Source organism: Lachnoanaerobaculum saburreum DSM 3986, from assembly GCF_000185385.1.
Classification (GTDB): Bacteria; Bacillota; Clostridia; order Lachnospirales; family Lachnospiraceae; genus Lachnoanaerobaculum; species Lachnoanaerobaculum saburreum.
Genome location: NZ_GL622296.1, coordinates 868,033 through 887,541 on the forward strand (window position 1 = coordinate 868,033; position 19,509 = coordinate 887,541).

17 protein-coding genes and 2 tRNA genes are annotated in these 19,509 nt (G+C 37.8%); all 19 read left to right on the forward strand.

Features of this window, described 5'->3' with window-relative positions; translation table 11 throughout:
• The first annotated feature begins 65 nt into the window (after positions 1–65).
• Complete coding sequence (locus tag HMPREF0381_RS04175) at positions 66–344, forward strand: zinc ribbon domain-containing protein (protein ID WP_040461135.1); 279 nt, start codon at positions 66–68, stop codon at positions 342–344.
• Positions 345–513: 169 nt separating this feature from the next.
• Positions 514–987: a low molecular weight protein-tyrosine-phosphatase gene (locus tag HMPREF0381_RS04180; RefSeq protein ID WP_008750639.1), complete on the forward strand. Its 474-nt coding sequence runs from the start codon at positions 514–516 to the stop codon at positions 985–987.
• Positions 974–1,771: a hypothetical protein gene (locus tag HMPREF0381_RS04185; protein WP_008750640.1), complete on the forward strand. Its 798-nt coding sequence runs from the start codon at positions 974–976 to the stop codon at positions 1,769–1,771. Before HMPREF0381_RS04180 ends, HMPREF0381_RS04185 begins: the two co-directional genes overlap by 14 nt.
• Positions 1,772–1,990: 219 nt before the next feature.
• Positions 1,991–3,205 (forward strand): iron-containing alcohol dehydrogenase, encoded by a 1,215-nt coding sequence (locus tag HMPREF0381_RS04190; protein WP_008750641.1) that lies wholly within the window; start codon positions 1,991–1,993, stop codon positions 3,203–3,205.
• A gap of 195 nt (positions 3,206–3,400) precedes the next feature.
• Positions 3,401–3,820: a Fur family transcriptional regulator gene (locus HMPREF0381_RS04195; protein WP_008750642.1), complete on the forward strand. Its 420-nt coding sequence runs from the start codon at positions 3,401–3,403 to the stop codon at positions 3,818–3,820.
• Positions 3,817–4,779 carry a metal ABC transporter substrate-binding protein gene (locus HMPREF0381_RS04200; protein WP_008750643.1) on the forward strand — a complete coding sequence of 321 codons (963 nt, stop codon included), beginning with the start codon at positions 3,817–3,819 and terminating at the stop codon, positions 4,777–4,779. Before HMPREF0381_RS04195 ends, HMPREF0381_RS04200 begins: the two co-directional genes overlap by 4 nt.
• 11 nt (positions 4,780–4,790) lie before the next feature.
• Entirely contained in the window at positions 4,791–5,462 is a 672-nt protein-coding gene (locus tag HMPREF0381_RS04205; protein WP_008750644.1) for a metal ABC transporter ATP-binding protein, read from the forward strand.
• The gene (locus HMPREF0381_RS04210) at positions 5,459–6,289 is read left to right on the forward strand and encodes a metal ABC transporter permease (RefSeq protein ID WP_008750645.1); all 831 of its coding nucleotides are present in this window, start codon (positions 5,459–5,461) and stop codon (positions 6,287–6,289) included. The genes HMPREF0381_RS04205 and HMPREF0381_RS04210 overlap by 4 nt, the downstream gene beginning before the upstream one ends.
• Positions 6,290–6,480: 191 nt before the next feature.
• Positions 6,481–8,010, forward strand: coding sequence for a 2,3-bisphosphoglycerate-independent phosphoglycerate mutase (gene gpmI, locus HMPREF0381_RS04215; RefSeq protein ID WP_040461136.1), 1,530 nt, complete (start codon positions 6,481–6,483; stop codon positions 8,008–8,010).
• A gap of 270 nt (positions 8,011–8,280) precedes the next feature.
• Positions 8,281–9,387 (forward strand): S-layer homology domain-containing protein, encoded by a 1,107-nt coding sequence (locus HMPREF0381_RS04220; RefSeq protein WP_008750648.1) that lies wholly within the window; start codon positions 8,281–8,283, stop codon positions 9,385–9,387.
• A gap of 10 nt (positions 9,388–9,397) precedes the next feature.
• On the forward strand, positions 9,398–11,161 hold the full coding sequence (locus HMPREF0381_RS04225; protein ID WP_008750649.1) for an efflux RND transporter periplasmic adaptor subunit: 1,764 nt from the start codon (positions 9,398–9,400) through the stop codon (positions 11,159–11,161).
• Positions 11,161–11,865 carry an ABC transporter ATP-binding protein gene (locus HMPREF0381_RS04230; protein WP_008750650.1) on the forward strand — a complete coding sequence of 235 codons (705 nt, stop codon included), beginning with the start codon at positions 11,161–11,163 and terminating at the stop codon, positions 11,863–11,865. Before HMPREF0381_RS04225 ends, HMPREF0381_RS04230 begins: the two co-directional genes overlap by 1 nt.
• The gene (locus HMPREF0381_RS04235; RefSeq protein WP_040461673.1) at positions 11,849–13,027 is read left to right on the forward strand and encodes an ABC transporter permease; all 1,179 of its coding nucleotides are present in this window, start codon (positions 11,849–11,851) and stop codon (positions 13,025–13,027) included. Before HMPREF0381_RS04230 ends, HMPREF0381_RS04235 begins: the two co-directional genes overlap by 17 nt.
• Before the next feature lie 119 nt (positions 13,028–13,146).
• Positions 13,147–13,926, forward strand: coding sequence for a CPBP family intramembrane glutamic endopeptidase (locus tag HMPREF0381_RS04240; RefSeq protein WP_008750652.1), 780 nt, complete (start codon positions 13,147–13,149; stop codon positions 13,924–13,926).
• 2 nt (positions 13,927–13,928) lie between these two features.
• Entirely contained in the window at positions 13,929–14,948 is a 1,020-nt protein-coding gene (locus HMPREF0381_RS04245; protein ID WP_008750653.1) for a glycosyltransferase family 2 protein, read from the forward strand.
• Between the two features lie 471 nt (positions 14,949–15,419).
• On the forward strand, positions 15,420–17,336 hold the full coding sequence (locus HMPREF0381_RS04250; RefSeq protein ID WP_008750654.1) for an ABC transporter ATP-binding protein: 1,917 nt from the start codon (positions 15,420–15,422) through the stop codon (positions 17,334–17,336).
• 2 nt (positions 17,337–17,338) lie between these two features.
• Complete coding sequence (locus tag HMPREF0381_RS04255) at positions 17,339–19,075, forward strand: ABC transporter ATP-binding protein (RefSeq protein WP_008750655.1); 1,737 nt, start codon at positions 17,339–17,341, stop codon at positions 19,073–19,075.
• Positions 19,076–19,327: 252 nt separating this feature from the next.
• A tRNA-Val gene (locus tag HMPREF0381_RS04260) sits at positions 19,328–19,400 on the forward strand.
• A 27-nt stretch (positions 19,401–19,427) separates the two neighbouring features.
• Positions 19,428–19,501: transfer RNA gene (locus HMPREF0381_RS04265), tRNA-Met, on the forward strand.
• Positions 19,502–19,509: the final 8 nt, after the last annotated feature.

The following is a 19,509-nucleotide window of genomic DNA, read 5'->3' on the forward strand; positions in this document are numbered from 1 at the left end:
GAAGTATATATTCTGCTATCATTTATTTATTGAAAGTAAATAAGGTGATAGCTAGAGAGGAGTATTTGAAAAATAATAATTTAGCGAAATCTATCAGTGATGCATCGTGGTATGAGCTGACAAGACAACTTGAATATAAGTCAAAATGGAACGGTAGAAATTATATTAAGATAGATACATTTTATGCAAGTAGCCGGCTATGTTTTAGTTGTGGATATAAAAATACAAATGTAAAAGATCTAAAAGTAAGAGATTGGATATGTCATTTCTGCAATACAAAACATGATAGAGATATCAATGCGGCAAAAAATATAGTGGCAGAAGGATTAAGACAAGTAGTATAAGAAAAAACAATAGGGCAGGGACTGCCCGAATTAACGCCTGTGGAGATAGTAGGTTGCGAGGTCAGCGAAGCAGGAAGCCCATAGGCTTTAGACTATGGGTAGTTCACGGGATAAAAATAATTAATGCGAGAGATTGGTTATTGGGATTTATGAAAGGATATAAGATACTATGATTAAAGTACTCTTTATCTGCCACGGCAATATTTGCCGTTCACCTATGGCGGAGTTTATAATGAAAGACAAGATAAAAAAGCTTGGGCTTGGGGATATGTTTGAGATAGCCTCGGCAGCTACAAGTGCAGAAGAGATATGGAACGGTGTGGGCAATCCTGTGTACCCGTCTGCAAAGGATGAGCTAAAGAAACACGGAATAGCCTGCTCCGGTGAGAAGGCAAGGCAGATGGTAAAGTCTGACTATGAGGAATATGACTATCTTATCGGCATGGATGATGCCAATATCAGAAATATGAAAAATCTGTTCGGTGAGAGTGATAAGATATTTAAGCTTTTAAGCTTTGCAGGAAGTGATGAGTCGGTATCGGATCCGTGGTATACCGACAGGTTTGATACTGCGTATAATGATATAAACAGAGGTATTGACGGTTTTTTAAAGTTTTTGGAGGATAAAAATGTCATCAATTAAAAATGTAGTGATAATAAAGGTGATATTGGCAGTTGTATGTATTGCGGCAGGAGTGGTTTCATTTTTTGTGTTGGCAGGTATTTTCAGCAGTGTGGATTTTTATGCAGATACTATAAGTGCATTAGATAAGAGTAGAAGTAAGGTAATGGAACTTGCGGCTGCGGCGGTAGCATCATCCTCCGCCATAACACTTTTGCCGGGAGATATCGGTACTCCTGTTGCACAGGAACTTGCAGAGATGAGTAAGTATTTTTTGATTGTACTTTGTGCTATTTATCTTGAAAAGTTTTTACTTACAGTCACCGGCATGGTTGCATTCAAATATATTATTCCCATAGCATGCCTGCTGTGTATTATATTTATCGCGTCAAATGAGAAGATATTTGCAAAGATTGCGACAAAACTGTTTTTATTCAGTCTGGTTATATCATTTACAATACCGATAAGTGTAAATATTGCAAATATGATAGAAAGCAATTATGCCTCGTCAATAGACACTACACTAAATAATGCCAAACAAAATACTCAGACTGTGACAGATAATGCAAAAGAAGAAAACGGTAATGCTATAGATAAGTTTGTAAACAATATCACAGGAAATGCAAATGAAATTCTAAAGAAGTTTGAAAATACAGTAAGTTCATTTATAGAGGCAATAGCAGTTATGATAGTAACTTCCTGTCTTATACCTATAGGTGTACTGTTCTTCTTCTTATGGATGGTAAAGCTGATATTTTCGATAAATGTGACCGGGTTCAGCTTTATACAAAGGGAAAACAGATAGTTATGGCTATAAAATTTTGAGTTGTGATACCGTTAAAAAGATAACGTTAAAATGTTGACAATGTAACGGATGAGATGTATTATATAAGTATGAAATAACTGTGACAGTTTGGCTGTTTGTTCGGCTGTGTATTTTGTAAGAGGTTGAATTTATTGGCAAAGAGTACTTTTATTTTGGACTTTTTGCTTATTATAATAAAAATTAATATGGAGGCTGTATATGAGATTTACATTACCAAGAGACATTTATCATGGAAAAGATTCACTTGAGGCTCTAAAGAACTTCACCGGTAAGAAGGCTTTTGTCTGTGTAGGTGGAGGCTCTATGAAGAGATTCGGCTTTCTGGATAAGGTAGTCGGCTACCTTAAGGAAGCGGGTATGGAGGTAAAGCTCTTTGAGGGAATAGAGTCGGATCCTTCCGTAGATACTGTAATGCGTGGTGCAAAGGAAATGCTTGATTTCGGTCCGGACTGGATAGTGGCTATCGGTGGAGGCTCACCTATTGATGCTGCAAAGGCTATGTGGATCAAATATGAATATCCGGACTGCACATTTGAAGATATGTGTAAAGTGTTCGGTATTCCTACCCTTAGAAAGAAAGCTAAGTTCTGTGCAATTTCTTCCACATCAGGAACAGCTACAGAGGTGACGGCATTTTCGATTATCACCGACTATGATAAGGGTATCAAATATCCTATAGCAGATTTTGAGATTACTCCGGATGTGGCTATAGTAGATCCGGCACTTGCACAGACCATGCCAAAGAAGCTGGTAGCACATACAGGTATGGATGCTTTGACACATGCAATAGAAGCATATGTTTCTACTGCAAACTGTGATTTTACAGATCCGCTTGCACTGCATGCAATAGAGATGATTCAAAAATATCTTATAAAATCATACAATGAGGACAAGGGAGCCAGAGATGAAATGCATAATGCACAATGTCTTGCAGGTATGGCGTTCTCAAATGCTTTGCTCGGGATAGTACATTCTATGGCACATAAGACAGGTGCGGTATTTGGCGACTATGGCGCTCATATTATACATGGTGCCGCAAATGCAATGTATCTTCCAAAGGTAATAGCTTTTAATGCCAAGGACAAAGAGGCGGCTAAGAGATATGCAAAGATAGCTGATGTATTGGGCCTTTCCGGAAATACTGATGAAGATAAGATAAAAGAGCTTATCAAATATATTAGAGGAATGAATGATGAACTCAATATTCCACATTGCATAAAGCATTACGGTGCAGATTCATATCCTACCGAGAACGGATTTGTGCCTGAAAATGTATTCCTTGAGAGACTGCATGATATAGCTGTAAATGCTATTGCAGATGCATGTACAGGTTCAAACCCAAGACAGCCAAGCGTTGAGGAAATGGAAAAACTTTTGAAATGTTGTTATTATGATACGGAAGTGGACTTTTAACAGACAGAGATTGGAAAACATAATATAGTATCGCAGCATAGATAAACACATCAATGACTTTGCAGTTATTGATGTGTTTTTATTAATATAAAACTCAGTATCAAATCTGCTTGAAAAATCAAAAAAAAAGTTGTAATATGATAACGAGTTTCAGATTATACTATCTGTTTCAGATAGTAATGTTGGAGGTGTGATTTGACGAAAGCTCAGTATAAAACCAGACAATTGTTGGAAATAGAAGATTTCCTGAAAGAAAATGTGAATAAGCATGTCACTGTGAATGATATTATTCTATTTTTCAAAGAGCAGGGAAAGAACATCGGGAAGGCTACTATTTACAGACATTTGGAGAGAATGGTAAGTGACGGACTGTTACATAAATATATGCTTGAAACCGGAGACAGTGCCTGTTTTGAGTATATTGAAGATGAAGATTTGAATCCGGTTTGCTTTCACTGTAAATGTGAGAAATGCGGTAAGCTAATTCACTTGGAGTGTACTGAATTGTCCTTGATTGGAGAACATCTGAAAGAGGAACATGGCTTTGAGATAGATCATGCCAGAACAGTTTTTTATGGAACTTGCAATGAATGTAGAAAAGAGGGAAAACTATGAAGAAGTTTATTGGAATAGGACTTGGTATCCTTATGGTAATGATGATGGTACTTGGCTGTGCAAAAAAAGAAAACAGTAGTGCAAACGGAAGTACGGAAGGTAAGAAATTAAGTATTGTTACTACTATTTTTCCGGCATATGACTGGGTAAAGCAGGTAGTCGGAGATAATAAGAATGTAGATATTACATTCCTTATAGATAAGGGTGTGGATCTGCATAGTTATCAGGCATCTGCAGCAGATATTGCAAAAATCACAGACAGCGACCTGTTCGTATTTGTAGGTGGAGAGTCTGACGGATGGGCTGAGGACATCGTAAAGGAAAATCCTAATCTAAAGTACATAAGTATGGTAGACAGTATCGGGAAAGCTGCATTAGGAGAGGAACTTGTAGAAGGTATGCAAAAGGAAGAAGGAGAGGAGGAAGAAGAGTGTGCTATTGATGAGCATGTATGGCTTTCATTAGAAAATGCCAAGACTATAGTTGGGGCTATAGAAGCTAAATTGGAAGAGATAGATCCTGATAATAAGGGCAACTATGAAAAGAATGCAAATGATTATATTGCAAAACTTGATGCACTTGACAAAGAGTATAAGGATACTCTTTCAAATATTCAGGATAAGACAATCTTAGTGGGAGACAGATTCCCGTTCAGATATCTGGTAAATGAGTATGGAATAAAGTATTATGCCGCATTTAAGGGCTGTGATGCAGGCAGTGAGGCATCATTTGAAACAGTAAAGTTCTTAGCAAATAAGATGGATGAGCTGAAACTGTCAAAGATATTTATAATAGACGGTTCAAAGGGTGACCTTGCAAAGACAATAGTGGATAACACAAAAGATAAGAATGCAAAGATTTTAGTACTTGACTCTATGCAGTCCACAAAGAGTAGTGATAATGCAAACTACATTGATGTAATGAAGAAGAACCTGGAAGTACTTAAAGAAGCATTATAGACTGGAGTTTTATGATAAAATGTGAAAATTTATCACTGGGATATGACGGAAAAGCTATCGTAGAGAATCTGAACTTTGAGATAAAAGACGGAGATTATCTATGTATTATAGGGGAAAACGGTGTGGGAAAGTCTACACTGATAAAGACGCTTTTAAAACTTATAAAGCCTATATCCGGAGAGGTTATATATAATGAGAACCTGTTGCCGACTGAAATAGGATATCTCTCACAACAGCAACAGCTTATGAAAGATTTCCCGGCATCTGTTTTTGAAATTGTAATCTCGGGTTGTCAGTCAAAGGTGGGGATTAGACCATTTTATAATAAAAAGGAAAAGTTGGCCGCAAGGGAAAAGATAGAAGAGCTGGGGCTTCTTAATCTTATGAAAAGAAGCTTTAGTGAACTGTCCGGAGGTCAACAGCAAAGAGTTCTTTTAGCCAGAGCATTGATGGCAGGTCAGAGGCTCATGATACTTGATGAGCCTGTGACAGGTCTTGACCCTCAGGCGAGTCAAAATATGTATGATATTATCAATGGGTTAAATAAAGTCGGCATGACCATAGTCATGATTTCGCATGATTTGGATGAGGCATTGGGGTATGCAACAAATGTACTATACATCGGAAAAAAGATATTCTTTGGAGCTACAGAAGAGTATAAAAGGAGCGTTGGAATAGAATGAAAGAATTTAGTTTATATTTGAGTTATCCTTTTGTACGATATGCTGTAATAGTGGGAATACTTATAGCACTTTGCTCTTCACTGCTTGGAGTTATCCTGGTTTTGAAGAGGTTTTCATTTATAGGAGACGGGCTTTCTCATGTGGCATTCGGTGCGGTATCCGTAGCCACGGTATTTAATCTTACCGACAACATGGTACTTGTATTGCCTGTAACCGTTATCGCTGCAATCTTTCTTTTAAAGGGCGGCACCGGCGGTAAGATAAAAGGTGATGCTTCTATAGCTATGATGTCGGTAGGAGCGTTAGCACTTGGATATCTGGCAATGAATGTATTCTCAAGTGGAGCCAATCTGGCAGGAGATGTTTGCACAACACTTTTCGGTTCCACCTCCATACTTACATTGACTAAGGAAAAGGTAATACTGTGTATTATACTTTCAATCATTGTAATAGCAACTTTTATACTGTTTTATAATAAGATATTTGCAGTAACATTTGATGAAAACTTTGCTGTTGCTACAGGTATCAACACTAAAAAATACAATCTTTTGATAGCGGTAATTATTGCTGTGATTGTGGTATTGGCAATGAATCTTGTAGGTTCGCTCCTTATATCTGCACTCGTAGTATTCCCTGCACTTGCCTCTATGTGTGTATTTAAAAGTTTTCTATCTGTGACAATATCATCGGCAGTCTTTTCAGTAGTATGTACCGGAATCGGACTTTTTATTTCGGTACTTGTAGGCTCACCTGTAGGAGCCACTATTGTATGTATTGATATATTGGCATTCTCTATATTCTATCTAATCGGCAGAATGAAGAGATAGTTAGTACAGCCTATCCAGTATTTATGCGTAGGAGGTAAAAATCTTTGTTATCTTTTTATCTTGATAATACTTTTAAATTAATGTAAAATTTAAGGCGAGTTTAAAAATAAGAAACAACCGCAGTTATTGCTGGGTTGCTTGATATAGCATTTATTTCAAATGGATGCCGTTTGATAGAAAAAGAGGTATATATGGATAAGAGACCGGTGGTACTATGTATAATGGATGGTTTGGGAATAAGAAAGGGACATGATCACAATGCTGTATTTGAGGCAAATACTCCTAACCTTGATAGGCTTGAGAAAGAATATCCTTTTGTAGAAGGTCAGGCAAGCGGACTTTATGTAGGTCTGCCTGACGGACAGATGGGCAATTCGGAGGTAGGTCATATGAATATGGGTGCCGGAAGAATTATCTATCAGGAGCTGACAAGAATATCCAAGGCGATAGAAGATGGTGATTTCTATAAGAATAAAGGACTTTTAGCGGCTGTAGAGAATGTAAAGAAAAATAACAGCGTGCTTCATCTTATGGGGCTTGTTTCAAGTGGAGGCGTTCACAGCTACAACACTCATATCTATGGACTTTTGGAACTGGCAAAGAGAAACGGCGTTAAGGAGGTTTATGTGCATGCATTCCTTGACGGTAGAGATACACCGCCTACATCAGGTAAGGAGTTTGTAGCGGAGCTTGAAGAGCAGATGGCAAAGATAGGTGTAGGTAAGGTCGCATCTGTGATGGGTCGTTTCTATGCAATGGATAGAGACAATCGTTGGGACAGAGTGGAGGCTGCCTATAACACTATGACTAAGGGCGGTAATGTGAAGGTAAGTGCTACAGAAGGTATACAGGAGTCATATGATGATGATAAGAATGATGAGTTTGTAGTACCGTTTGCAGTAGAAGGCACAAAGAGGATTCAGAACAATGATTCTGTCATATTCTTTAACTTCAGACCTGACAGAGCCAGAGAGATGACCAGAGTGTTCTGTGTAGATGATTTCAACGGTTTTAATAGAGGTAAAAGACTTCATACTACATTTGTTTGTTTCACGGACTATGATGACACTATTACAAACAAGATAGTTGCTTTTGAGAAAGAAGATATAAAGGATACATTCGGTGAGTTTTTGGCGGCAAATCACCTAAAGCAGCTTAGACTTGCGGAGACTGAGAAGTACGCACATGTTACTTTCTTCTTCAACGGCGGCAAGGAGGAGCCGAATGAGGGAGAGGACAGAATCCTTGTTAACTCTCCAAAGGATGTACCTACTTATGACCTTAAGCCGCAGATGAGTGCTTATGAGGTTTGTGATAATCTTGTTAAAGCTATAAAGGGCGGTAAGTATGATGTTATAATTATCAATTTTGCAAATCCTGATATGGTCGGTCATACAGCGGTAGAGTCGGCAGCTGTTAAGGCTGTAGAGGTTGTAGATGAGTGTGTCGGTAAGGCGGTGGAAGCAATCAAGGAAGTGAACGGTATTATGTTCATCTGTGCAGACCATGGAAACTGTGAGACATTGGTTGATGAAAAGACCGGTGAGCCGTATACAGCACATACAACAAATCCTGTACCTTTTATCCTTGTGAATGCAGATCCTAAGTATAAGCTTGCAGAAGGCGGCAGACTTTGTGATATAGTTCCTACACTTATAGAACTTATGGGAATGAAAAAGCCGGAGGCAATGACAGGAAAGAGCTTATTGGTTGAGAAATAAAATAATATTTTAGTATATAGGCACGTAGATTCAATACATTTGTTTCTGCGTGCTTTTATTTTAAACAAACCTTAAGTAATATACACCAATTATTCACATGACTGCACTTGACATTATGGAGAATTGGTGTATTATATGTATTGGTACAGTTAATATAATTCAGCTGTTAACAAAGAGTGAAATAAATTATAAATATTTTGTGATTATGCTTGTTTAGAGATGAATTTGCGATATAATATCAAATACTTTACTATACATAACGGAGGTTATATGAGAGGTAATATAATAAAAATAGGGGCTTTGGGAATGGCTTCCATATTAGCTTTTGAGAGCGTAGGGGCAAGTCATGCATTTGCACAGAGCTCAAACTTTGACTTAAGAAAAAAAGTAATAGGTCTTACAGGAATCACCTTTGTAAGTGGAAATATAGATAGATTTGTAACCAGAGGTGAGTTTGCAAAGATGCTCGTACAGGCTTCACAATATCGCTCTGTACTTACAAAAAGCAGCAATACATCAGTATTTAATGATGTTCCGAAAGACAATGAGAATGCCGCTGCAATAAAGATGGCGGTAGAACAGGGTTATATGACAGGTTATCTTGGCGGAAACTTTAAACCTAATGATAACGTTACACTGAATGATGCTGTAAGAGGAGTACTTACATTACTTGGATATCAGGCAAGCGACTTTGCAGGGGATGCCAATAATAAGAGAATGTCAAAGTACGGCTTTCTTGAACTGAATGAAAACCTTACATCACTTACTGCCAATTCAAATCTTACGGTGAGAGATTGTATAAACCTTTTCTACAATATGCTTAAGACCAATATGAAAGATGGGGGTGCATATGTAGTGACAGTTTTTAACGGTGAGATAAACAAAGATAAAGAAGTAAATCCGTTAAAGCTTGCCGACAATTCGTTAAAGGGACCAAAGGTTGTAAAGTCGGTAAATCAGTTGGCTAAGGCACTGCCGTTTGATTACAAGGATGCAAATTTATTTGTAGACGGAAGAAGTGTCGGTGCGGATTACTTTAAGAGCCTTATGGTATCATCCGAGGTTGGACTTGTAATATACTACTCGGCGGCGGCAAAGACTGTTTGGGCATATGATGAGAATACAGATGCCACCAACGGCAAGAAGGCTGTACATGGTACTGTAGAGAGTATTTATTATGAGTCAACATCTACACTCACACCTACATCAGTTACAGTAAACGGGGAGACATATCAAATTACAAACAGTGATATGCAGTTTGCATTCTCCATATATGGAAGCATCAAAGTAAATGATGATGTTACACTGGTTGTAGATATCAACAATGCCGAGGACGGCACTGCAACATATACTGTGGTTGATTATATAGCAGATTAGTGGGGGAAAGATGAAGAAAAGATTTATAGTTATACCTGCACTTGTGCTGGCCGGAGTAGGTGTATTTTTCTTTATGAAATCAAGGAATGCTTCAAAGGTGGATATGAGTACATTTGTACCTACGGCTGTGGCTACAAAGCAGGATATATCTTCCGAGATTTCATCATCAGGAACCATTACTCCAAAGGATACTTACAATATCACGGCACTTGTATCGGGAGAGATTGTTTCAGCCGATTTTAATATCGGAGATATGGTAAGTAAGGATCAGGTGTTGTATCAGATAGATAAGTCAAGCATTGTATCTGATATAAATTCTTCAAATAATTCTTTAAATAAGGCTAATTCGGGTTATGCCTCGGCAAGTAAGGAGTATGCAAAGGCAAAGGCAGAATTTGCGGGGAATCTATATCGCTCCACCAGAAAGGGATATATAAAAGAACTTAGTATTCAAACCGGAGATAAGATAAGCGGAGGCACAAAGCTGGCCACTATATATAATGATAATGTCATGAATATTCGTATTCCCTTCCTAAGTTCGGATGCCGTCAATATAACACCGGGAATGTCAGGTACATTGACTATCTCCGATACCGGAGAGCAGGTAGAAGGTAAAGTTGTATCTGTATCAAGTATGGATCAAACTTTGGACGGAGGCAGGCTTGTCCGCAATGTCACATTTGAAGTAAACAATCCGGGCGGACTGACAGATAAGACTACAGCCAATGCTACAGTCGGAGATATCACTTCTACAGGTGACGGTACTTTTGAAGCCTCTACAAATGTAGATATGAGTGCCGATTTGGCTGCGGGTGTGGATATAGAAAGTGTACTGGTAAATGTAGGTGACTATGTGGATGTGGGAACTCCTATATTCAAGATGACATCGGAAAGTACCGATAAACTTTTAAAGACTTACAAGGATGCTCTTGATACTGCACAGGGTGATGTAGATACAGCCAAAAAGGGTGTAGATACAGCTAAAAAAAATTCGGACGAATATACTATCAAGTCACCTATAGCAGGAAAGGTAATCAGTAAAAATTATAAGGTAGGAGATAAGGTCGGTTCAGGCAGTGACAATAAGGCGGTTACTATGGCGGTTATCTATGATATGAGTTCATATACCTTTAAAATGAGTGTGGATGAGAAAGATATCTCAAAGGTTCAAAACGGTCAGAAAGTAAGGATAAAGTCGGATGCTTTTCCTGATAAGGAGTACTCAGGTACAGTGACTAATGTGAGTCTTGAGAGTACAAGTCAAAACGGTGTGTCTACTTATCCGGTTACTGTAAAACTTGATGAAACATATGACTTACTCCCCGGAATGAATGTAGACGGATATATTACATTGGAGTCTGCAAAGGATGCACTCACTATACCGTCCAATGCGTTGATGAGAGGAAATAAAGTATATGTAAAGGACAATTCCGCTACAGAGACAAAGACGGCTGATGCAAAAGCAAATAAAGATTCAACAAATGCAAATTCAAGCGGAGACGGACTGGTTCCTGCAGGCTTTAAGGAAGTTACTGTAACTACAGGTGTTATCAATTCCGACTATGTGCAGATCACTTCAGGATTGAATGAAGGAGATGAGGTCTATATAGATGAGACTGCAAATATGAGTGTAGGTGAAACCGGTGCGGACGGAATGCCGGCAGATAACGGCGGCGGAATGGATGCAGGCGGAGAAGGAGCCGGCGAAGGCGGAGCAGGTGCAGGCGGAGCTGATGCAGGTGGTGCTGATGCAGGCGGAGCCGGAGGTCAGTAATGGAAAAACTTATCCAAATGATTGATATTCGAAAAGAATACAAGATGGGTGATGAGACAGTCTATGCAAATGACGGTATTACATTGGATATTGATAAGGGAGAGTTTGTGGCCATTGTCGGAAAGTCGGGTTCAGGAAAGTCTACACTTATGAATATCATTGGAGCTCTTGATGTACCGACTTCCGGAACTTATCTTCTGGGTGGCAAAAATGTAGGCAAACTGAGTGACAATCAGCTTGCAGATATTCGTAATAAGATGATTGGATTTGTTTTCCAGCAGTACAATCTTCTGCCCAGAATGAGTATAATGGAAAATGTGGAGTTACCTCTGCTATATGCACATGTATCTGCACGTGAGAGAGAAAGAAGAGCAATGGAAGCACTTGAAAAGGTGGGTCTGAGCGAGAAGGCAAAGCAGATGCCGAAACAGCTTTCCGGAGGTCAGCAGCAAAGGGTGAGTATTGCAAGGGCACTTGCCGCCAATCCTTCTCTTATACTTGCAGATGAGCCTACAGGAGCCCTTGATTCAAAGACAAGCCGTCAGGTACTTGACTTTTTTAAGAAGATTCATGAAGATGGAAATACAGTTATTATGATTACACATGATAATTCAATCGCTGTTGAGGCAAAGAGAGTCATTCGAATAGCAGACGGCAAAATAAATTTTGATGGAAGTAGTGAAGATTATGCTGCAATCATTTAAACTTGCAATAAAAAGTATTATTGCTAATAAGATGAGATCATTCCTTACCATGCTTGGTCTTATTATCGGTGTATCCGCAGTTGTTATACTGGTAAGTGTAATGATGGGATATCTGAACAATATGGTAAAATCTTTTATGGAAATGGGTGCCAATACTATAACTGTCAGTTTGGTAAATATGCCTGCAAGACATGCAAGTGTTGACCAGATGTATGATTTTTTTAATGAGAATAGAGATGTTTTTTCTGAGATGACACCGCAGGTAAACGTAAGCGGTACCGTAAAGGTGGGCACTACAAAGTCTACAACTACCACAGTAAGTGGTGTAAGCGAGTATTATGGTAAGTTAAAAAATTATAAGCTTGAAAAGGGTAGATTTTTATCATATTCAGATATGATATCCAGACAAAAGGTGGTTGTTATAGGTTACTATGTAGCCTTAAAGCTCTTCGGCTCGCCAAAGGAAGCTATGGGGCAGATTATAAAGATAAACGGCTCCGCCTTTACTGTTGTGGGTGTGGTAGAGAGACAGGATAAAAAACAGTTATCTGCAAGAGGAAATGATGATTTTGCATTTATGCCGTACTCTACAGCGGGTCAGTTAAACGGTACTTCAGTACCTGATAATTATATATTTGCTACAGTAAATACCAAGATAAGCGATAAGGCCGTAAAGCTTTTGAATGAGTTTTTAAAGACTATTTATACTCAGAAAGATACTTTTTTTGTGCAGTCTATGAGTCAGATGCTTAGTGAGATAAATGTACAGATGGCACTTATGAGTACTATAATAGGAGCAATAGCAGGTATATCACTGCTTGTTGCAGGTGTAGGCGTTATGAATATTATGCTGGTATCGGTAACTGAGAGAACCAGAGAAATCGGTATAAGAAAGGCACTTGGTGCAAGAAGGGGTGTTATACTTCAGCAATTTGTTATAGAGGCATTGGTTACAAGTACCATTGGCGGTTCAATCGGAATCGTATTGGGCTGCATTGTCAGTCCTACTATCGGCAATATTATGGGGATGAGTTCACCTGCAAACTTTAATGCTGTAATTATTTCTTTCAGTGTATCTGTAGCTATAGGTCTTATATTCGGCTATATGCCGGCTATGAGAGCGGCAAGCTTAAATCCTATAGATGCACTCAGAAGTGAATAAAGTAACAGTCGGGACGGTTACCGCCGTTCCGGCTTTTTTGTGAGTTGAAAAGCTGTTGTCAAATTAATTTTAATACAAATTTTATTGGTTTATTAGACTAGATAGGTTATAATAGTAAAATGAAGAAATTTTTTTATACATTATGGATATCTTTATATCCGATACTTATTTATACATTTATACAGGTTGTATTGGCAATGGTAATGGCGGTTTTTGTCGTCGCCGCCGGAGTAAGTCAAAGAAGCATGACTGAAATCTTTACGAAAAATGCATTGCCGATTACAGCTGTAAGTGCGGTTTTGGCATCTATATTTATGATCTTATTTTTTAATTTGGATTATAATAAGGGCAGGATTGAAAGACGGGAAAATATTAAAGCATTGGATTTTGTAATGGCTGTTTTAGGAGGAGCGGGAATTGCGGTTGTGCTTAATATTATTGTCAGTATTACAAATGTTTCCGGCCTTGATAACAGTTTTACAGAAGTCAGTAAGATTTTTAATGCAGGTCCTGCTTTTGTCACAATACTTTGTGCAGGTGTAATAATACCGATAGCTGAGGAGCTTATATTCAGGGGACTTGTCTTTAACAGGATAAAGTTTCAATATAATTTCATATCCGCGCTTTTGATATCGTCTATAGTATTCGGAATCTTTCATGGAAATTTAGTTCAGGGTATTTATGCAACTCTATTGGGATTTTGCTTATCTTATACCTATAATAAAACTAAGAGTATTTTAATACCTATTTCCATACATTTCAGTGCAAATACATTTGTAATTATATTAGGTAAGCTGACAGAAAACAGTGAAAGTCATGTTATATTAGCAATAATCATAATTGTCAGTTTGATATTTGCAGCTGTGGGAATTATATATTTTGTAAAAAGAAAGGTATAGTGATGAAGATTTTGAGTATAGCGGTGCCATGCTTTAATTCTGCGGCATATATGAGAAAATGTATCGATTCCCTGCTTGTGGGTAAGGAAGATGTTGAGATATTGATAGTAAATGACGGTTCTAATAAGGATAATACGGCAGAGATAGCGGATGAATATGAGAAAAAATATCCTACTATATGTAAGGCTATACATAAGGAGAACGGCGGTCATGGTGACGCTGTAATGTTTGGATTAAGAGCCGCTACAGGTGAGTTTTTCAAGGTGGTGGATTCTGATGACTATCTGGATGAAAAGTCATTTTTAGAGGTTTTAAACAAATTAAAAGAGTTTATCAGAAATAAGGAAAATATTGATATGCTTCTTTGCAATTTTGTTTATGACAAAGTTGGGGTAAAGAAGAAAAAAGTAATGACATATAAGAGAAATCTTCCTGTAAATAAAAAGTTTGAATGGGAGGATATAAAGCCTTTCCATACAGGTCAGTATATACTGATGCATTCTGTAATATACAGAAGGCAGCTGCTGATAGAAAACGGACTGGATTTGCCAAAGCATACATTCTATGTTGATAATATCTTTGTATATCAGCCGCTAAAGGCTGTAAGGGATATTTATTATATGGATGTAAACCTTTACAGATATTATATCGGCAGAGAGGATCAGTCGGTAAACGAGCAGATAATGATTGGAAGAATCGACCAGCAGATAAGGGTGACCAAGATTATGCTTAATTCTTTTGATCCTTATGATGTGGCAAATAAAAAGCTGAGAAAATATCTGATAAGCTATCTTGAGATAATGATGGTTATTTCTTCCATACTTGCAATACGCTCAAAGAGTGAAGAAAATATGCAAAAGAAAAAGGAATTATGGGATTATCTAAAGGACCGTCATCCAAGACTTTATAGGAGAATACGATATGGTGTTCTAGGTCAGACTATGAATCTGCCGGGCAAAGTGGGCAGAGGAATTGCTGTAGCGGGATATAAGCTTGCAAATAAGCTGTATGGGTTTAATTAGGGAGTAAATATGGAAGAAATCCTATATCTTCAAGACAAACTAAAAATGATATAGTAAAGTCTATAAGAATGTATTTTCATCAAATGGACAGAGCAAGTGCGTTCGGATTAAATGATTAATATATTAGATTTAGTATGCATTAAGCATAAAAGATTATGTAGCGAAATAATTAGTTTAAAAGCCCTGAAATAAGGGGCTTTTTTTGTTCATACAATATTTAAATTAACAGTCCTTTTAGTCAAAGCTGTCAAAGTAAGGTTGATTCATTCTTGAGATATAAAATTTATTATAAAAGAGTTAGTTGACGCTAACTAAAAATAGAGTTACAATAAATACGAATAGTTTTGGAAACTTTTGTGCATTGAGTATATTTGTGAGGAGTTTGATGGTGCAAAGAAAGGTGACTGTGAATATATATAAAATAGATTTCTAATCAAGAGTTAGCATACACTAACCGGAAGGGATAAATTAATGAAACAAAAAAGATATGATGATGAAGTGCATGATTCTGTCTTAGACAGCAAGAAGATTAAGCAAAATGAAGATTTAATAAAAGAGGTGGAGAGTCTAAGCCTTGATGTTCCCGATGAAATAATGCAGCGTATTGAAAGCGATGTTGAGAAAAGTGAAAAACAACCTAAAATCAGCATGGGAGGTCTAAACAAGGCACTTATGGGAATAGCTCTCGAGTATAAGGGGAGGATGCGGCTCTCTGTTATTTTTGCCTGTATTGGAGAGCTCTTTAGTTTTTCCACTTATTTTTTCAGTGCTTATGCCGCAGGATGGCTTATAAAAAATGCCGGCGGCAAAGCGGTCGGCTTTGATGCATTAATGAAATATGCTTTTTTGGCAATAGGTTCATTGTTTCTTTACTTTATTTTCACAGGATTCAGCACAACCATTTCACATAAAACATCATTTTATATACTGACAAAACTCAGACAGACTTTATTTGAGAAGTTAAAGGTAATTCCTATGGGATATCTGGTGGATAATCCGGTAGGTAAAATCAAGGTCATTATAATGGATAGGGTATCGGATATGGAAGACTGGGTAGCACATCTTATGCCGGAGTTGCCAAGCAGAATGTTGCATCCGATACTTTGTGTGATTATTTTGTTTTTTCTGGATTGGCGCATAGGTTTATCGATATTTGTGCCGGTGACTCTTGCTTTTATCGGAATGATTACAATGATGTACAAATATCGCAGCAGGATGGCTGTGTGGTTATCAAGCTATGCAAATGTTGCCGACAGAAGTGCTGAATATGTGCATGGAATTCCGGTAATTAAAGCTTTTGCACAGGATAAGGCATCCTATGGTAAATTTGCAGATGCGGTAAAATTTTATCATTTCTCAACTATGAAGTGGTGGAAGCAAAGCTGGTTTGGAAAAGCATTGATGACTGCGGCAATGATGACTCCTCAGATGGTGAGTATGCCCTTAGCTTTTTATCTTTACGGCAGGAATCAGATAAGTATTGAAACTTTGCTTTTGGCGCTTATTTTGCCGATTGCCATTCTTCCACAGGCTTTTGGAATCATAATGAGTTTTGAACTGTTCCAAATGGCTTCAAATACATGGGTATCCATACAGGAATTGCTGGATATGCCTGTACAAAAACGACCTGATGCAAAAAACAAAGCTGCTATAGACAATAGTAAGGGAATAGAATTTGATAATATAAGTTTTTCTTATCATGACGGAACAGAGGTATTACATAATATTTCTTTTAAAACAAAACCGGGAGAGGTGACTGCAATTGTCGGACCTTCAGGTGGCGGCAAATCCACAATAGCAAAACTTTTAGCGGGATTTTGGGATCAGTCATCAGGTAGAATTTCTATAGGCGGCGTGGATACAAAGAATATTTCTTTTAAACAGCTTGCTGAGGAGATTTCTTTCGTTTCACAAGATAATTTCTTATTTGATGTGAGTATCAGGGATAATATTCGTATCGGAAAACCGGATGCTACCGAAGATGAAATTATTGCGGCGGCAAAAGCTGCACATTGCCATGAGTTTATAAGTAAGCTGCCGGATGGGTATAATACTAAAGCGGGGGAAGCAGGAGGTGCAATGTCGGGAGGTGAAAGGCAGAGGATAACTCTTGCCAGAGCGATTCTAAAACCGGCATCAACAATTATTTTGGATGAGGCAACTGCCTACGCAGATCCGGAAAATGAAGCGCTTATTCAAGAAGCAATATCAAATCTCGTAAAGGGTAAAAACCTTGTGATAGTTGCTCATAGATTAAATACAATTAAACAGGCAAATCAAATTATCCTAATTGATAAGGGTAAAATTAAAGCTAAGGGCAAACATGATGAGCTGATGAAAGAACCGCTATATGCAAGTCTTTGGAAACAATATTTGGGAGAGGAGTAGATATGGAGTTTATAAAATTATCATTTAAACTGGCAGGAAAATATAAAGACCGTCTAAAAGCTGGAATAGTACTTATTTTTCTGCAAAATGCCTCAATGTTATTCAGCTTTTTTGCACTCTTTCTTGCATTCGGTTGGATGAATGAAACTGGTAGTGGGCATATTTTTGCAATCTTTGGAGTGCTTTTTGCTTCTTTTATTTTTAATTTCCTTGCGGGTTGGGCCAAAAGCGGGCTTAGTGACGGAGTTTTCTTCGGTATTTTCAAGGATTATAGGCTTGCAGTAGGTGAAAAATTAAAAAAGGCTCCCATGGGATATTTTGCGGAACAAAGTCTGTCGAGGATTATGGCGGCATTTACCAATGTTATGAAGAGCCTTGAAAACTACTCTGCAATGAGTATAGACTTTTTTGTTTCAGGTGTTTCAATATCCTTTTTCCTATTAATCGGAATGTTTGGTGTAAATACTAAAATCGGAATTTTAACCTTGGTTTGCTTAATTATTATTTGGATTTTTGTATTTCTGATGGTAATACAAGCAAAAAAAGAGATTGCGCGTGAGCATGCCGCTATTACCAAATTGGGAGATGCCCTTGTTGACAGTATCAGTGGAGTTTCAGTACTTAGAAGCTTCCCGCTTGCAGATGAGGGAGTTGTGGAAGAAATTCATTCTAAATTAAAAAATTCTTCGGAGGAGCTTAGACTTGCTCAAGTGCATTTTGAGATTGTTTTTGTTGTTTACGCAAGGATTTTTTCTACTGTTATAAATCTTTCAAGCCTGCTTGTTACATTGTATTCCTGTTATCTTTATACTAAGGGTGAGGTTTTATTACCACAGGCGCTCACTGTTTCAGCAGCCGGTTTTATGATTTTTGGAGGATTAAAACAACTTGAAAACGCGTCAATTTTGATGGTTAAAAATCCTGCAAATATGCAGTATTTGGATGAGGTTTTAGATATTCCCAAAATAAGCGACGGTACTTTAAAAGTTATGGAAAATCAGGATATTGTCTTTGATAAAGTAAGCTTTAGTTATGATAAAAGAAATCCTGTATTAAAGGATCTTTCATTTACTATTGCACAAGGCTCAAAGACAGCTATTGTAGGGCCCTCAGGCTCCGGAAAAACTACAATTATCAATTTGATATCTCGCTTTTATGATGTTGAAAGCGGTAAAATAAAACTGGGAAATAATGATATACGGGATTATAAAGTTGAAACTTTACTTAAAAATCTTTCGCTTGTTTTCCAGCAGGTATATCTTTTCCAAGATACTATAGAAAATAATATCCGATTTGCAAAACCGCAGGCAAGTCATGAGGAAGTAGTGGAAGCTGCTAAAAGAGCCCACTGCCATGATTTTATTATGGAACTTCCCAAAGGGTACAATACAATGGTAGGTGAAGGAGGCAGTTCACTCTCCGGCGGAGAAAAGCAAAGAATTTCCATCGCCAGAGCATTACTTAAAAATGCACCTGTTATTCTTTTAGATGAAGCGACCAGCTCCGTTGATCCAGAAAATGAATATGAGATCCTGGCGGCTATTGAGGAATTATCCAAAGGACATACCGTGATTTCAATAGCACATAGACTTTCCACCGTAAGAAAAGCGGATCAGATTTTGGTAATTGATGACGGTAGACTGGTTCAAGAAGGAAAGCATGAGGATTTGATAAATCAGGAAGGAATTTATTCTGCATTTATAAAGGCAAGGGAGCGTGCGGCAAACTGGAAATTATAGAGTTTAAGAAAGACCGGTATTTATACAATCCGGTCTTTTACAGTATTTGGATTAATGCTACCTTGGTACATCGGCTTTAGACGGTGGAGCAAGGTAGTAAAAAATTGAGATTTCATTATTCTTTAAAAATTGTCCTTTATAGAAATGACCTGCACAGACTCTTATACGGCTTACAAATTTTCTTGAAAAGTTTTAAATAATGCTTGACAATGAAGATATTATTTTATATACTTACATAGCGTTGAACGCAACGGGATCTTAGCTCAGCTGGGAGAGCATCTGCCTTACAAGCAGAGGGTCACAGGTTCGAGCCCTGTAGGTCCCATTTTTCATGCAAAGCATGAGCATATATGGCGATGTAGCTCAGTTGGCTAGAGCATACGGTTCATACCCGTAGTGTCGAGAGTTCGAATCTCCCCATCGCTATTTTTAAA

Bases quoted from the DNA above. Each gene is read 5' to 3' on its own strand.
- HMPREF0381_RS04185 (WP_008750640.1), top strand. From the start codon at position 974: ATGTCATCAATTAAAAATGTAGTGATAATAAAGGTGATATTGGCAGTT.
- HMPREF0381_RS04250 (WP_008750654.1), top strand. From the start codon at position 15,420: ATGAAACAAAAAAGATATGATGATGAAGTGCATGATTCTGTCTTAGAC.
- HMPREF0381_RS04205 (WP_008750644.1), top strand. From the start codon at position 4,791: ATGATAAAATGTGAAAATTTATCACTGGGATATGACGGAAAAGCTATC.
- HMPREF0381_RS04240 (WP_008750652.1), top strand. From the start codon at position 13,147: ATGAAGAAATTTTTTTATACATTATGGATATCTTTATATCCGATACTT.
- HMPREF0381_RS04200 (WP_008750643.1), top strand. From the start codon at position 3,817: ATGAAGAAGTTTATTGGAATAGGACTTGGTATCCTTATGGTAATGATG.
- HMPREF0381_RS04225 (WP_008750649.1), top strand. From the start codon at position 9,398: ATGAAGAAAAGATTTATAGTTATACCTGCACTTGTGCTGGCCGGAGTA.
- HMPREF0381_RS04255 (WP_008750655.1), top strand. From the start codon at position 17,339: ATGGAGTTTATAAAATTATCATTTAAACTGGCAGGAAAATATAAAGAC.
- HMPREF0381_RS04245 (WP_008750653.1), top strand. From the start codon at position 13,929: ATGAAGATTTTGAGTATAGCGGTGCCATGCTTTAATTCTGCGGCATAT.
- HMPREF0381_RS04220 (WP_008750648.1), top strand. From the start codon at position 8,281: ATGAGAGGTAATATAATAAAAATAGGGGCTTTGGGAATGGCTTCCATA.
- gpmI (WP_040461136.1), top strand. From the start codon at position 6,481: ATGGATAAGAGACCGGTGGTACTATGTATAATGGATGGTTTGGGAATA.
- HMPREF0381_RS04230 (WP_008750650.1), top strand. From the start codon at position 11,161: ATGGAAAAACTTATCCAAATGATTGATATTCGAAAAGAATACAAGATG.
- HMPREF0381_RS04235 (WP_040461673.1), top strand. From the start codon at position 11,849: ATGCTGCAATCATTTAAACTTGCAATAAAAAGTATTATTGCTAATAAG.
- HMPREF0381_RS04180 (WP_008750639.1), top strand. From the start codon at position 514: ATGATTAAAGTACTCTTTATCTGCCACGGCAATATTTGCCGTTCACCT.
- HMPREF0381_RS04210 (WP_008750645.1), top strand. From the start codon at position 5,459: ATGAAAGAATTTAGTTTATATTTGAGTTATCCTTTTGTACGATATGCT.
- HMPREF0381_RS04190 (WP_008750641.1), top strand. From the start codon at position 1,991: ATGAGATTTACATTACCAAGAGACATTTATCATGGAAAAGATTCACTT.